This window comes from Actinomyces faecalis (assembly GCF_013184985.2).
Taxonomy (GTDB): Bacteria; Actinomycetota; Actinomycetes; order Actinomycetales; family Actinomycetaceae; genus Actinomyces; species Actinomyces faecalis.
Genome location: NZ_CP063418.1, coordinates 2,199,711 through 2,214,360, shown reverse-complemented (window position 1 = coordinate 2,214,360; position 14,650 = coordinate 2,199,711). Strand labels below are relative to the sequence as shown.

General features: G+C 67.0%; 11 protein-coding genes. 8 read left to right on the top strand and 3 right to left on the bottom strand.

What is annotated here, in order from left to right:
- Positions 1-8: 8 nt before the first annotated feature.
- Entirely contained in the window at positions 9-1,283 is a 1,275-nt protein-coding gene (locus tag HRL51_RS09520) for an ROK family transcriptional regulator (RefSeq protein ID WP_172191484.1), read from the bottom strand.
- 69 nt (positions 1,284-1,352) lie between these two features.
- Between HRL51_RS09520 and xylA the strand changes: the two genes are divergently transcribed.
- The 3 genes from xylA to HRL51_RS09505 all read left to right on the top strand — a co-directional run bounded on the left by xylA (position 1,353) and on the right by HRL51_RS09505 (position 5,228).
- A complete protein-coding gene (gene xylA / locus HRL51_RS09515; protein ID WP_172119478.1) occupies positions 1,353-2,534 on the top strand; it encodes a xylose isomerase in 1,182 nt (393 codons plus the stop codon).
- A gap of 172 nt (positions 2,535-2,706) precedes the next feature.
- Complete coding sequence (locus HRL51_RS09510; RefSeq protein ID WP_172191482.1) at positions 2,707-4,167, top strand: xylulokinase; 1,461 nt, start codon at positions 2,707-2,709, stop codon at positions 4,165-4,167.
- A 23-nt stretch (positions 4,168-4,190) separates the two neighbouring features.
- Entirely contained in the window at positions 4,191-5,228 is a 1,038-nt protein-coding gene (locus HRL51_RS09505) for an NAD(P)-dependent alcohol dehydrogenase (protein WP_172119480.1), read from the top strand.
- 105 nt (positions 5,229-5,333) lie between these two features.
- Here HRL51_RS09505 and HRL51_RS09500 read toward each other — a convergent pair whose 3' ends face one another.
- Positions 5,334-6,428 carry a LacI family DNA-binding transcriptional regulator gene (locus HRL51_RS09500; RefSeq protein WP_172119481.1) on the bottom strand — a complete coding sequence of 365 codons (1,095 nt, stop codon included), beginning with the start codon at positions 6,426-6,428 and terminating at the stop codon, positions 5,334-5,336.
- Positions 6,429-6,673: 245 nt separating this feature from the next.
- On the opposite strand from HRL51_RS09500, the gene HRL51_RS09495 reads away from it, so the two are divergent.
- Positions 6,674-7,978, top strand: a complete 1,305-nt coding sequence (locus HRL51_RS09495) for an extracellular solute-binding protein (RefSeq protein ID WP_172191480.1) — start codon at positions 6,674-6,676, stop codon at positions 7,976-7,978.
- An 83-nt stretch (positions 7,979-8,061) separates the two neighbouring features.
- Here HRL51_RS09495 and HRL51_RS09490 read toward each other — a convergent pair whose 3' ends face one another.
- Positions 8,062-9,120 carry a LacI family DNA-binding transcriptional regulator gene (locus HRL51_RS09490; RefSeq protein ID WP_172191478.1) on the bottom strand — a complete coding sequence of 353 codons (1,059 nt, stop codon included), beginning with the start codon at positions 9,118-9,120 and terminating at the stop codon, positions 8,062-8,064.
- A gap of 328 nt (positions 9,121-9,448) precedes the next feature.
- Between HRL51_RS09490 and HRL51_RS09485 the strand changes: the two genes are divergently transcribed.
- The 4 genes from HRL51_RS09485 to HRL51_RS09470 all read left to right on the top strand — a co-directional run bounded on the left by HRL51_RS09485 (position 9,449) and on the right by HRL51_RS09470 (position 14,591).
- Positions 9,449-10,756: an extracellular solute-binding protein gene (locus tag HRL51_RS09485; RefSeq protein ID WP_172191476.1), complete on the top strand. Its 1,308-nt coding sequence runs from the start codon at positions 9,449-9,451 to the stop codon at positions 10,754-10,756.
- Positions 10,753-11,661 (top strand): carbohydrate ABC transporter permease, encoded by a 909-nt coding sequence (locus HRL51_RS09480; RefSeq protein WP_172191474.1) that lies wholly within the window; start codon positions 10,753-10,755, stop codon positions 11,659-11,661. The genes HRL51_RS09485 and HRL51_RS09480 overlap by 4 nt, the downstream gene beginning before the upstream one ends.
- Complete coding sequence (locus HRL51_RS09475; RefSeq protein ID WP_172191471.1) at positions 11,661-12,494, top strand: carbohydrate ABC transporter permease; 834 nt, start codon at positions 11,661-11,663, stop codon at positions 12,492-12,494. Before HRL51_RS09480 ends, HRL51_RS09475 begins: the two co-directional genes overlap by 1 nt.
- 120 nt (positions 12,495-12,614) lie before the next feature.
- Positions 12,615-14,591, top strand: coding sequence for a right-handed parallel beta-helix repeat-containing protein (locus HRL51_RS09470; RefSeq protein WP_172191469.1), 1,977 nt, complete (start codon positions 12,615-12,617; stop codon positions 14,589-14,591).
- Positions 14,592-14,650 lie beyond the last annotated feature (59 nt).

Sequence of the window (14,650 nt, the reverse complement as noted above, 5' to 3'; positions counted from 1 at the left end):
CGGGAACCCTACATCCAGGCGCTCGGGTCAGCGACCACGGTCTCCAGGAGGGACCAGGCGGCACCGGTGGCGCCAGGCATCTGGTCGCTGCCTGCCTGAAGGATCTCCAGCTCGGTCCACTGTGAGGCCAGGACCCGCTTGCCCAGCTCCTCCTCGACCTCGGAGCGCAGGACCTCGGCCAGTGGCGCAAGGTGTCCTCCGAGCACGACGACGGGGATGTCGAGCAGGTTGACCGCCGCACCGAGGCTGACTCCTAGTGCGTGCGCGGCCGCTGAGATCGCCTGTCGGGCGCCCACGTCGCCGGCCTGCCAGGCTGCGACGAGTTCCTCGGGGCGGGTGTCCTCTGTCAGGCCGGCTGCTGTGAGGATCGAGCGACGCCCGGCGTAGCGCTCCAGGCAGCCTGTGTTGCCGCACGTGCACAGCGGTCCGCTGGGGTCGACCTGGACGTGTCCGATCTCGCCCGCGAAGCCGTTGGTCCCTGCCAGGGCCTGTCCGTCGCGGACGATGCCGGCACCGATGCCGTTCTCTCCGGACAGGTAGATGAAGGAGGGCCACTGGGGAGCCAGGACAGGGCGGGAGCGTCCTACCGTGAGCGCGCCCAGGCTCGCCTCGTTGCCGACCTCCAGGCTCAGTCTGTTGCCGTCCAGGACGCTGGCCAGGTGGTCGGCGGGGCGCACTCCGGACCAGCCGAGGTTCGGGGCGCGCAGCAGCACGCCGTCGGAGACCAGGCCCGGCAGGGCGATACCGGCTCCCACGAGCCGCGCAGCGCGGATCGTGGGCAGCGCGAGGACGTCGGCGACGAGGGCGGCCAGGCGACGAAGGACGACGGCGGGGTCTGAGTCAGAGAAGTCGTCCAGGACCACGCGCTCGGTCAGCAGCTCTCCGGACAGGTCGATCGCGCGAACTGCCATGTGGGCGACGTTGACCTCCAGCCCCAGCGCCACAAAGGTCGCGTGCGGCGGGGCGAGCGGGACGGCGGGGCGGCCTGGGCCTGAGGACGGGGCCGGGTCGAGCTCGACGAGGATCCCGGTACCGACGAGCTCGTCGACCAGGCGGGAGGCCGTGGACCTGGTCATCCCGGTCGCGGCGGCCACGTCGGCCCGTGAGATCGGAGTGGGGGAGGACAGGACCTGGCGTGCCACCAGTGCCAGGTTGGCCGTGCGCAGTGTCGACTGACGGGCTGAGGCCGTGGTGCGCGCGCCACGGGTCGCGCCGGCGCGTGCTGGAGAGCGTCGGGCGCGAGCCGCGGCAGACGCCGTCGTCTGGGATGTGCTTCGAACCACGCCTTGACCCTACCTCATGGACATGTCATAGTTGCACCAACGAACAAATACCGGCTCGAGGAGGAGACCATGGTTCGCAAGCCCACCAAGGAAGACAAGTTCTCATTCGGTCTGTGGACCGTCGGCTGGCTCGCCGCCGACCCCTTCGGTGACAAGACCCGCGCCGCCCTGCGTCCGTGGGAGTACACCGAGAAGCTCGCCGAGCTCGGTGCCTGGGGCATCACCTTCCACGACAACGACGTCTTCCCCTTCGACGCCACCGACGCCGAGCGTGACGAGATCGTCCGCAGGCTCAAGGACACGGTGGACGCCACGGGCCTGACCATCGAGATGGTCACGACCAACACCTTCACCCACCCGATCTTCAAGGACGGCGGCCTGACCAACAACGACCGCTCGATCCGTCGCTTCGGCCTGCGCAAGATCCTGCGCAACGTCGACCTGGCCGCCGAGCTGGGCGCCAAGACCTTCGTCATGTGGGGCGGGCGCGAGGGCGCTGAGTACGACTCCTCCAAGGACCTCAACGCGGCCTTCGACCGCTACAAGGAGGGCCTGGACACCGTCGCCCAGTACATCAAGGACAAGGGCTACGACCTCAAGATCGGCCTGGAGCCCAAGCCGAACGAGCCCCGCGGTGACATCTTCCTGCCCACCGTCGGCCACGCCCTGGCCCTGATCGGCCAGCTGGACAACGGTGACGTCGTGGGTCTGAACCCCGAGGTCGGCCACGAGCAGATGGCGAACCTCAACTACACCCACGGCATCGCCCAGGCCCTCAACCACGGCAAGCTCTTCCACATCGACCTCAACGGCCAGAAGGGCCTGAAGTACGACCAGGACCTGGTCTTCGGCCACGGCGACCTGCTGTCCGCCTTCTTCACCGTGGACCTCATCGTCAACGGCTTCCCGAACGGCGGCCCGCGCTACGACGGCCCGATCCACTTCGACTACAAGCCCTCGCGCACCGACGGCATGGAGGGTGTGTGGGAGTCCGCGGCTGCCAATATGGAGATGTGGCTGCAGCTCAAGGAGAAGGCCCAGGCCTTCCGCGCCGACCCTGAGGTCCAGGAGGCTCTCAAGCTCTCCGGCATCTACGAGCTCGGTGAGCCCACCCTGGCCGAGGGCGAGTCCCTGGAGGACTTCATCGCCGACCGCTCTGCCTACGAGGACTTCGACGCTGAGGCCGCCGCCGCACGCGACTACCACTTCGTCGACCTCTACCAGAAGGCCGTCATGCACCTGATCGGCTGAGGCCGGTCCTAGCCGGCTCCCTTGCGTGCCGGGGCACGGCACGCAAGGGTCCCTGCCAGGCGAGCGAGGGGACGACGGCGAGCACCGCCGTCGTCCCCTCGCCTGTCCTGACCCTGTCACTACCATCCGACACCCTCTCGCTACCGCCACCTTCACCGCGGAAGGAACCTTCATGGCACTCGTCGCCGGCGTCGACTCCTCGACGCAGTCCTGCAAGATCGTCATCCGTGACGCCGCCACCGGCGCACTGGTCCGCGAGGCCAAGGCCTCTCACCCGGACGGCACCGAGGTCCACCCCGATGAGTGGTGGCGTGCCCTGGGTGAGGTGGCCGACGCCGTCGGCGGACTGGCTGACGTCGACGCCCTGTCCGTAGGCGGCCAGCAGCACGGCATGGTCGTGCTCGACGCCGACGGCGAGGTCATCCGCCCCGCCCTGCTGTGGAACGACACCCGGTCGGCCGGTGCCGCCCGCGACCTCATCGTCGAGCTGGGCGAGGGGGACGAGGCTGCTGGTCGCAAGGCCTGGGCGGACGCCGTGGGCAGCGTGCTCGTCGCGTCGCTGACCATCACCAAGCTGCGGTGGCTGGCGGACAACGAGCCTGAGAACGCCGCGCGGGTCGCGGCTGTGTGCCTGCCGCACGACTGGCTGACCTGGAGGCTCTCGGGGGCCACGAGCCTGGAGACCCTGACCACGGACCGGTCTGACGCCTCAGGCACCGGCTACTTCGACTCCGTGACCAACCAGTACCGTCGCGACCTGCTTGCCCTGGCTCTGCGCCGCAGTGAGGACGAGGTTGCGGGCATCGTCCTGCCGCGCGTGGTGGGCCCGAACGCGGTTGCCGGTCACGGCGGTCGCGACGTGCTCGGCAGCGACCTCACCCACCTGGCACTGGGGCCCGGCTGTGGTGACAACGCCGGTGCCGCGCTGGGACTGGGGCTGCGCCCCGGCCAGACCTCAGTGTCTCTGGGGACCTCCGGCGTGGTCGCGGCCGTCTCCGCCACCCCCACCCATGACTCGTCCGGCCTGGTGACCGGCTTCGCTGACGCCACCGGCGCCTTCCTGCCGCTGGCCTGCACCCTCAACGGCGCACGCGTCCTGGACGCCGCCAAGAAGGTCCTGGGAGTCAGCTACGACGAGCTCGACGAGCTGGCCCTGTCTGCCGAGCCCGGTGCCGGCGGCCTCGTCCACGTGCCCTACCTGGAGGGCGAGCGTACTCCGAACCTGCCCGAGGCCACCGGCACGCTCACGGGCATGACCCTGTCCAGCCTCACCCCTGCCAACTACGCGCGCGCGGCCGTCGAGGGCCTGCTGTGTCTCATGGGTGCCTGCCTGGACGCCGTGCGGGCCCAGGGCGTGGACATCAGCGAGGTCGCGATCGTCGGCGGCGGCGTCAGGTGGCGCAGCGCCAAGGAGCTGAGCCCGGCCGTGCTGGGCGTGCCGGTCAACGTCCCGCCGGCCGGGGAGTACGTGGCCATCGGCGCGGCCAGGCAGGCGGCCTGGGTCCTCGACGGCGGGGCCGAGCCGCCGGCCTGGGAGCTGGCCGGCGCCGAGCACCTGACTGCTCCCGCGCAGCCGCAGGTCCGGGCCGCGTATGACAGGGCGGCCGCGGTGGTCGCCGGCACGCAGGTCTGAGAAGCAAGGAAGAACGAAGAACCATGACGGACAACGTCCTCACCGTCCCTGAGACGATGCGTGCTCAGGTTCTCCTGCGTGAGCACGAGGTCGAGATCCAGCAGCGCCCTGTCCCCGTCCCCGACCCTGACCAGGTCCTGGTCAAGATCGAGTCCGTGGGCGTGTGCGGCTCGGACGTGCACTACTACCAGCACGGACGCATCGGCGACTTCATCGTCAAGGAGCCGATGATCCTGGGGCACGAGGCCTGCGGCACCGTCGTCGCCGTCGGCGAGCAGGTGGACCCTGGGCGAGTCGGCCAGCGCGTGTCCATCGAGCCCCAGCGCTCGTGCCGCGTGTGCGAGCTCTGCAAGCGCGGTGAGTACAACCTCTGCCCGCACATCGAGTTCTACGCGACCCCGCCGATCGACGGCTGCTTCAGTGAGTACGCCCTCATCCAGGACGACTTCGCCTACGAGATCCCGGACTCGGTGTCCTGGGACGCCGGTGCGCTGCTCGAACCCCTGAGTGTGGGGATCGCGGCAGCGCGCAAGGCCCGCCTGACCGTCGGCGACACCGTCCTGGTGGCCGGCGCCGGCCCGATCGGTGCGATCGTCGCCCAGGTGGCCAAGGCGTACGGTGCCCGTGAGGTCGTGGTGACGGACATGGTGGCAGGTCGTCGTCAGACCGTGCTGGAGCTCGGCGCCACCGAGGCCTACGAGCCTGGGGCCCCCGAGCTGGAGGGACGGGGCTTTGACGCCTTCTTTGACGCCACTGGCGTGACCGCGGCCGTCGTGGACGGCATCAAGCACGTCAAGGCCGGGGGCTCAGCGATCATCATAGGCATGGGGGATGACGACATGCTCCTGCCGGTCTCCTACATCACGAGCCACGAGGTCAACGTCACCGGTATCTTCCGGTACAACAACACCTGGCCCACGGCTATCGAGCTGGTGGCCTCGGGCAAGGTAGACCTCGATCGCCTGGTGACTGACCACTACGGCCTGGACGAGGCGGAGACCCCGCTCAAGGTGAAGCCTGCGCCAACCACGCTGAAGTCCATGGTCCACCCGGGCCACTGAGCCAGCGCACGCCCTCCACGCGACGGTCGTGCGGGTTCCTTGACCGGAGCCTGCGCGACCGCCGTCGTCTGCCGCGGCGGTCAGGTTGAGCCCGAGACGACGCCGTCACCGCGAGCCCGGTGGCGCCGTCGACCCACGTTGGACGAGTGCGGTCTGCAGCTCGACGGGACGTCCTGGGACGTAACCGCCGTCAACGGCACGCTTGATCAGCTCCAGGGCCTCTCGGCCCATGTCGCGAAGCGGCTGGTGAATGACCGTCAGCCCGGGGGAGACCAGGCGTGCCGGCGCGGTGTCGTCAAAGCCGATGACGGACAGGTGCTCCGGGATCGAGATGCCCTGCTTGTGGGCGTAGGCCATGACGCCGAAGGCGATGGAGTCCGACAGGGCGAAGACCGCGGTCGGAGGGTTGCTGACCTCAAGAACCTGGGCGGCTCCAGCCACCCCGGCCTCATAGGTGTACCTGCCGCTGGTGACCAGCTCAGGGTCGAAGGCTATGCCGGCCTCGGCCAAGGCGGAGCGGTAGCCTGCCAGCCGCTCGACGCTGGGAACGGAGGTTGACGGGCCGCCCACGACGCCGATACGTCTGTGACCAAGGGCCAGCAGGTGGCGCGTGGCCTGGACGCCGCCGCGCCAGTTGCTGGCGGACAGGGCGACGAGGCCCTCGGGCGGGGCGCAGGCAGGGTCGATGGAGACGACGGGGACGCCCCGGGCGCTGCAGTAGCGGAACAGCTCGACCGAGCAGGGAGTGGTGGCCAGGATCAGTCCGTCTGCGCTCTCGACGGCGCGTGTGGCTAGCTCCATGGTCCGCTCGGGCGACCGAGGTCCAGAGGCATGGGTGGGAGCGCCGATCTCGTCGATGTGAACGATGACGTCGAGCTCGGCCGCGGCCATGAGCATGCCCTTGAGCACCTCGGGTGCGTAGGCGTTGTCGACAGTCTCGAAGAGGACGGCGACATGCGGCTGCTTGCGGACCGCGCCTGGTCCGCACGCGGCACTGCTACCGGTGACGGGGGCGGGTTCTGGCCGGCTGAGCGGTCGGACCGGGTAGCCCAGTCGGCGGGCGGTGGCGAGGACACGCTCGCGGGTTCGGGCGGAGATCGTGGGGTCGCCGCGCAGCGCCTTGGAGACCGTCGGTACGGAGACCTTCGCGGCGGAGGCGACGGCGGCCTGGGTGGGCGTGTCAGAGCGAGGCCGTGGCATGGAGTGCTCCTTGGCGGCGGACATCAATAACTTTCATTATTTTGCTCTTTCTGGCGTCAAATCGAAGTAATGTTATGAAATTGTGACCCACGGAAGGTTGTCGGCCACACAGCAGGGGCTTACGGTTTGTATGTCAGTGAAACGAACACTGTGTTTCGTGACCTGCGCCGTCATCGCTGACGGATCGTTGGGAACCGACAACGTTGTCGGAGGGCCGTACGGGCCCGGATCTGAGAGGAAGCACTATGAACAAGCTCGTGATCTCACGTCGTCAGGCATGTGCGGGTGTGCTCGCTGCAGGAATCGCGGCCACCCTGGCGGCCTGTGGCGGGTCGAAGCCGGGCGGGGCGTCGGGTGGCGGTGCTACGACCTGGTTCCTGACCGGTGGGTCGGAGAAGACCTTCCGTGACTCCTTCGAGCGTTGGAACTCCGAGCACGCCGACAAGAAGATCGCCTACGAGGTCTTTGCGAACGACGCCTACAAGGAGAAGATCCGCACCGCGGTCGGCTCTGGGAACGCCCCGACCCTGCTCTACAGCTGGGCGGGAGGCACGCTGGTCGACTACGTCAGCAACGACCACGTCATCGACCTCACGGACCTGACCGCGCAGGCGCAGAAGCGCCTCATCCCGTCCATCCTGGACATTGGCAAGGTGGACGGGAAGGTCTATGCCCTGCCTAACAACAACACCCAGCCCGTCCTCATCTACTACAACAAGGAGGTCTTCGAGAAGGTCGGTGTACAGCCTCCTCAGACCTGGGACGAGCTCATGGCACTGATCCCTGTTTTCAAGGACGCTGGCTACATCCCGTTCGCGGAGGCCGGCGCGTCACTGTGGCCCTACCTCATGTGGATCCAGTACCTGACCGACCGTGTCGGCGGGCACGAGGTCTTCGACCGGGTGCTTGCTGGTGAGACCGGCGCGTGGTCTGACCCGGCTTTCACCACGGCGCTGACAATGATCCAGGGCATGGTCAAGGCAGGTGGACTGGGTGACTCCTACGGTTCCGTCGATGCCGACGCCAACGCTGACATCGCTCTGGTGCACACTGGCAGGGCGGCGATGATCCTTCAGGGCTCGTGGGTGTACGCCAACTTCCTGGCTGACGCCGCGGAGATGGTCTCCTCGGGCAAGCTGGGCTACATCACCTTCCCGACGGTTGAGGGCGGCAAGGGTGACCCGAGCAACCTCACCGGAAACCCGGCTAACTTCTGGTCTGTGACGACGACGGCGAGCCAGGAGGCGCGCGAGGTCGCCCTGGAGTACCTCAACACGGAGATGCTCTCCGAGCCGTACATCGCCAAGTGTGTGGACCAGGGGCTCATCCCGGGCGCGCTGGACGCTGAGTCGGTGATCGAGAAGTCTGAGCACGCGGAGTACCTGTCCTTCGGCTACCAGCTGGCCAAGAACGCGGCGCACTTCCAGATGTCCTGGGACCAGGCGCTGCCCCCGGCACAGGCGCAGGAGCTGCTGACCAACCTCTCGCAGATCTTCCTCCTGCAGATCACGCCGGAGGAGTTCGTCGAGAAGATGAACGCGACGCTGTGAGGCTGCGCCTCTTGTCCGGCAGCGAGGAACATCGCTGCTAGGCAAGAGACGTCCTGGCGACGGCGCCGCCTGAGGTGGCTCGGTCAGCGTGCTGGCGCTGCTGTTGAGCTGCGGACGACGAGAGTCGTCAGCAGCTCAACGGGGCTACCGAGGCTGCGCCCCTCGTTGAGCGCGTCCATGACGGTCCGGATGGCCTCCGCGCCGATCTCCTGAAGAGGCTGGCGGATGACGGTGACCTGAGGGGAGCACAGCGAGGCGATCGAGGTGTCGTCAAAGCCGATGACTGACAGGTCGTCAGGGACACGGATGCCGTGCCGTCGTGCCGCCTCGAGGATGCCTCCGGCGATCGCGTCGTTGAGGGCGAAGACGGCGGTGGGCGGGTTCTCGGTCTCCAGGAGGAAGGACCCGTGCACCACGCCGGTGGAGTACAGGTAGGGGCCGTGGGTCAGGAGGCTCTCGTCGACCTCGATGCCAGCGCGGGCGCAGGCAAAGCGGAAGCCTGCCAGTCGCTCGATCGTCGGGGTCGAGGAGTCGGGACCGGCCACGATCCCGATCCGGCGGTGACCGAGGCTGATGAGGTGCTCGGCAGCCTGGACCCCACCACGCCAGTTGGTAGCGGACAGGGTCACGAGCCCGGGGGGCGGGGGCGTGGCAGGGTCGATGGACAGCAGCAGGAGGTCGCGCTCCTGGGCGAAGGTGACGATGTCCGCGCTGACCGGGGTCGTCACCAGGATGAGGGCGTCTGCGCCGTCGGCGGTCCGGGCCGCGAGATCCTGCGTCAGCAGCGTGGCGTCCGGCCCCATCTGGTCGGCCGAGACGCCGATGTGATGAACCTGGAGCGTGGCGGCGAGCTCGTCAGCGGCGCACAGCATGCCACCGAGGATCTCGGTGGCATAGGCGTTGGTGACGGTGTCGAAGAGCGCCGCGACGCGTTTCTGGCGCGGGGGCCCAGGGCTCATCGAGGCGTCCGGGCTGGCGGGAAGCGGGTAACCAAGGTCTGCGGCCGCTGCCAGCACGAGGTCGCGGGTCTTCCGTGAGATTGACGCGTCGGCACGCAGCGCCTTGGACACGGTGGGGATGGAGAATCCCGTGGCTGCAGCGATCATGGCCTGCGTCGGGCGAGATGAGCGGGTGCGCGGCATCGGTCCTCCTCTGCGGGGACGGTCGTCGTCGTTGCGGCATGTGGGCGGTGAGATGTGTCGGCGCTGCGGCGCGCCTGCCTCAACCGTAGACGAGAAACGGCTGATCCAAGCAAAATTTGCGCAAACTCCGCAGTAAAACCAAGAAAAGTTATCTAATCGTTATAGAGGCGCGTGGTTGATCCCACAGGATGGGTGTACCCTTCTGTTTGTCGGTGAAACGAACGAAAATTTTCACCACGGTTTCCGCCGCGTACGCGGTCATCCATGAGCTTCTGACGAGGACGTCGGAAGGGGTCCGATGAGGGGCCCAGATCTGAGAGGAAGCAACATGACCAAGCTCGTCATCTCACGTCGTCAGGCCTGCGCCGGTTTCCTGGCCGCCGGTGTGGCCGCCACCCTCGCGGCCTGCGGAGGCTCCAAGCCGGGTGGTGCGGCAGGCAAGGGCGCGACAGCCTGGGTGCTGACCGGTGGTCCCGAGCAGACCTTCCGCGACTCCTTCGACCGCTGGAACAAGGCCCACTCTGACGCCCAGTTCGCTACCGAGTGGTTCGCCAACGACGCCTACAAGGAGAAGATCCGCACCGCCGTCGGCGCCGGCAACGCCCCGACCCTGCTCTACAACTGGGCCGGTGGCACGCTGGTCGACTACGTCTCCAACAAGCAGGTCGTGGACATCACGAGCTCGACCGCGGACGCCCAGTCCCGCATCATCCCCGCCCTGCTGGAGGTCGGCAAGGTGGACGGCAAGGTCTACGCCCTACCCAACAACAACACCCAGCCTGTCCTCTTCTACTACTCCAAGCCTGCCTTCGAGGAGGTTGGCGTCGAGGTGCCCACGACCTGGGACGAGCTCATGGCCCTCATCCCCAAGTTCAAGGACGCCGGCTACATCCCGATCGCCGAGGCCGGCTCCTCCCAGTGGCCCTACCTCATGTGGATCCAGTACCTCACTGACCGCATCGGCGGTCCGGAGGTCTTCAACAAGGTCGTCGCCGGTGAGGCCGGAGCGTGGTCCGACCCGGCCTTCACCGAGGCGCTGACCAAGATCCAGCAGATGGTCAAGGCTGGTGGCCTGGGCGACTCCTACGGCTCGGTGGACGCCGATGGCGGCGCTGACATCGCCCTGATCCACACCGGCAAGGCGGCGATGGTGCTGCAGGGCTCCTGGGTCTACGCCAACTTCCTCACTGACGCCCCTGACTTCATGGCGGCCGGCAACCTCGGATACGCCACCTTCCCCGCCGTCGAGGGCGGTAAGGGCGACGCCTCGAACATCACCGGTAACCCTGCCAACTACTGGTCCGTGTCTACCTCGGGTGACGAGACCGCGCAGAAGACCGCTACCGACTACCTCAACGAGGAGCTCTACTCCGAGGCCTACGTCAAGGCCCTGGTGGACTCCGGAACGATCCCGGCGGCCCTGGACGCTGAGGCGGCTATCGAGGCCTCGGACAACGCGGAGTACCTCTCCTTCGGCTACGAGCTCGTCAAGAACGCCGGCAGCTTCCAGATGTCCTGGGACCAGGCGCTGCCCCCGGCACAGGCGCAGGAGCTGCTGACCAACCTCTCGCAGATCTTCCTCCTGCAGATCACGCCGGAGCAGTTCGTCGAGAAGATGAACGCGACGCTGGCATGAGCGAGTCCCTCCCCTCCAAGAAGGGCAAGAAGCTGCGGACGGGGCCTAGCCCCTGGATCGCGGCTCCCGCCCTGGCCTTCTTCGGATTCTTCGCCCTCATCCCGCTCGTCGGAGTCTTCGTCCTGTCCTTCATGAGCTGGGACGGGCTGGGCACCATCACCTTCGCCGGCGTGGACAACTGGAAGGCGATGCTGGGCAACGGAGTCACCCAGCACGCCATCTTGCTCACGCTCGGGATGACGGTCCTGTGCTGGGTCATCCAGACCCCGATCAGCCTCCTGCTGGGTGTCTTTATGGCCGGTCAGCAGAAGTACCGCGCCGTGCTCTCGGTGCTCTACTTCCTGCCCCTGCTCTTCTCGGCGACGGCTGTGGGTATCGCCTTCAGCGCCCTGCTCGACCCGAACTTCGGGATGTCGCGCGCCTTCGGCCTGGACTTCCTCTCGCAGGACTTCCTGGGTAACCCCACGCTCGCCTTCTACACGATCATGTTCGTGATCGCCTGGTGCTTCGTCCCCTTCCACTCGCTGCTCTACCAGGGTGCCGCCCGGCAGATCCCCAAGAGCGTGATGGAGGCGGCGATGATCGACGGCGCAGGACGCTGGCAGACCTTCTGGCACATCACCCTCCCGCAGCTGCGCAACACGATCGTCACCTCCTCGACCCTCATGATCGTGGGATCGTTGACCTACTTCGACCTCATCTTCGTCATGACGGCAGGAGGCCCAGGAAACGCCACCAGGGTGCTGCCGCTGGACATGTACCTCACCGGTTTCCGCTCCTACAACATGGGCGGTGCCGCCGTCATCGGTGTGCTGCTCGTCGTGGTGGGGCTGACGATCTCCTACCTGCTCAACAAGCTGTCGGGTAGCTCAAAGATGGAGTCGACGATGGAAGGAGCAGTCTGATGCTCAAGCGTCACGGAGGGCAGCGCCCCAACATCCTGGGCGGGCTGTTCGGCTGGCTGTGGCTGGCGGTCGCCGTCGTTCCTATCTACTACATCGTCGTCACCTCGCTGCGGTCGCAGGCCGACTACTACGTCGAGAACCCGCTGTCGCTGCCGAGCAACCCGACGCTGCGCGCCTACATCTCGGTGTTCCAGAACGACTTTGCCACCTACTTCATCAACTCCGTGCTGGTGACGCTGGCAACGGTGGCGATCGTCCTGATCATCTCCTTCATGGCCTCCTACGTCATCGTGCGGAGCCGTACGCGGTTCTCGGACAGGATCTTCTCCCTGTTCCTGCTTGGTATCGCTATCCCGATCCAGGCCACGATCGTCCCGGTCTACTACCTCATCGTGCGGCTCGGGCTGTATGACACCCTGTGGGCCCTCATCCTGCCCTCGATCGCCTTCGCGATCCCGATCTCGGTGCTGATCCTGACGAACTTCCTCCGTGACGTTCCCAAGGAGCTGTTCGAGTCGATGCGGGTCGACGGCGCCACTGACTGGCAGATGCTCTGGCGCCTGGCTGCGCCCCTGTCGAAGCCTGCGCTGGTGACTGTCGGTATCTATGACGCCCTCAACGTGTGGAACGGCTTCCTGTTCCCACTCATCCTGACCCAGAGCGCGGACAAGCGGGTACTGCCGCTGTCCCTGTGGAACTTCCAGGGCTCCTTCAGCTCGGACACGCCCGCGATCCTTGCCGCGGTCGTCCTGTCGGCACTGCCGCTCATCATCGCCTACGCCGTCGGGCGCCGGCAGATGGTGGCCGGTCTGACGGCCGGCGTCGGAAAGTAGATGCTCTCGGGGGCGGGGCTGGGACACTCAGCCGCGGCCCGTTCCACCGACCCTGTCCGCCTGCCTGCAGGCCGATGAATCCGGTACCACTGTTCTCACGACACAACGAAAGAGACGACGATGTCCCCTGTTCTTCATGTTTCGCCTTCTGGCTCCGACGCCGCTGACGGTTCGGTGGAGGCTCCGTTCCGTACGATCAACCGGGCTGTGGCTGCGGCCTACCCGGGTGACACCGTCCAGATCCACGAGGGTGTCTACCGTGAGTGGGTCAAGCCCACCCGTACCGGTCGCAGTGACGACCGCCGGATCACCTTTGAGGCCGCTCCTGGTGAGCACGCTGTCATCAAGGGTTCCGAGCAGGTGACTGACTGGGTGCAGGAGGGAGGCTCGGAGTCCACGGTGTGGAGGGCCGAGGTCCCCAACACCCTGTTCGGTGAGTTCAACCCCTTTGCGATCGAGGTCGAGGGCGACTGGACCGTCTACGCCTCGCGAACCGCCCCGCGCAAGCACCTGGGCGATGTCTACCTCAACGGTAAGAGCTTCTATGAGGTGACCAGCCGCGAGGAGGTGGATACCGCCGAGCGCCGCACCGAGGACTACGACCGCTGGACCGGCGTGGCCGAGTCGGTGCGCGAGCCTGACCAGACGCCTTACGTCTGGTTTGCTGAGGTTGGTGCTGAGGTGACGACGATCTGGGCGAACTTCCGGGGTGCGGACCCGCGTGAGGAGCTGGTGGAGATCAACGTGCGCCGCAGCGTCTTCTACCCCACGGTCCACCACGTCAACTACATCACCGTGCGTGGTCTGGAGCTGGCTCAGGCCGCCACGCCGTGGGCTCCTCCGACGGCGGACCAGCCTGGTCTGATCGGCCCGAACTGGGCCAAGGGCTGGGTCATCGAGGACTGCGACATCCACGACGCCAAGTGCTCGGCCGTCTCCCTGGGCAAGGAGAGCTCCTCCGGGCACAACTGGGCCACCGAGCGCCTGGACAAGCCCGGCTACCAGTACCAGCTCGAGGCCGTGTACTCCGCCTTCCACATCGGCTGGTCGAGGGACCTGATCGGCTCGCACGTGGTGCGTCGTAACCACATTCACGACTGCGGGCAGAACGCGGTGGTGGGGCACCTGGGCTGCGTGTTCTCCACGATCGAGGACAACCACATCCACCACATCGCGACCAAGCACGAGTTCTACGGCTACGAGATCGCGGGTATCAAGTTGCACGCGGCTCTGGACACGGTGATCCGGCACAACCTCATCGAGGAGTGCACGCTGGGTATCTGGCTGGACTGGGAGGCCCAGGGCACGCGCGTGACCCGTAACGTCTTCAGGAACAATGCTCGTGACCTGTTCATCGAGGTCAGCCACGGCCCCTACGTCGTCGACCACAACGTCTTCTCCTCGGACGTGTCCCTGGAGGGGCACTCCCAGGGCGGCGCCTACGTCAACAACCTCGTTCTCGGCGTGGTCGCCAACCAGCCGATCATCGAGCGTCCGACGCCCTACCACCTGCCCCACTCCACGCAGCCTGCCGGCTACGCCGCCATCCGAGGCGGGGACGACCGTTACATCGGCAACCTCTTCCTGTCCACGGTGGGGGAGAAGTCCTTCGTCAACCCGCCGTCGCACCGCAAGATCTCTAACGGCACGGCGCTGTTCGACGGCCACCCGGCCGGAGTCGAGGCCTACCTGGAGCTCGTCAACGACCCCTCCAAGGGTGATCACGAGCGCTTCGAGGGCGCGCCGCTGCCTGTCTTCATCCGGGACAACGCCTACGGCAACGAGGCACCTGCCTACGAGTCCGAGGAGCGGCCGGTGCACATCGGCCAGGCCAGTGCCCATCTGGAGGTGGAGGGCGAGGAGGTCTACCTCGTCGCCGACCTGCCGGAGGCCATCGCGACCACCTCGGTCAAGACCGTTGCAGGTACTGACCTGGGACGGGCCTGGTACCCGGACCAGACGTTTGAGAACCCGGATGGTAGCGCGTTGTTCGCGGACGTGGACCTGGTGGGTAAGGTCAAGGACCACGAGTCGTCCTACCCGGCTGGTCCGCTCGCCTCGCTGAAGGCTGGTTCCAGTCGCGTGCGGGTGTGGTGACCGGGGTCCCGGTGACGGTGTAGCCCCGTGACAGACGACGGCGGGTCCTGGTGAGTAAC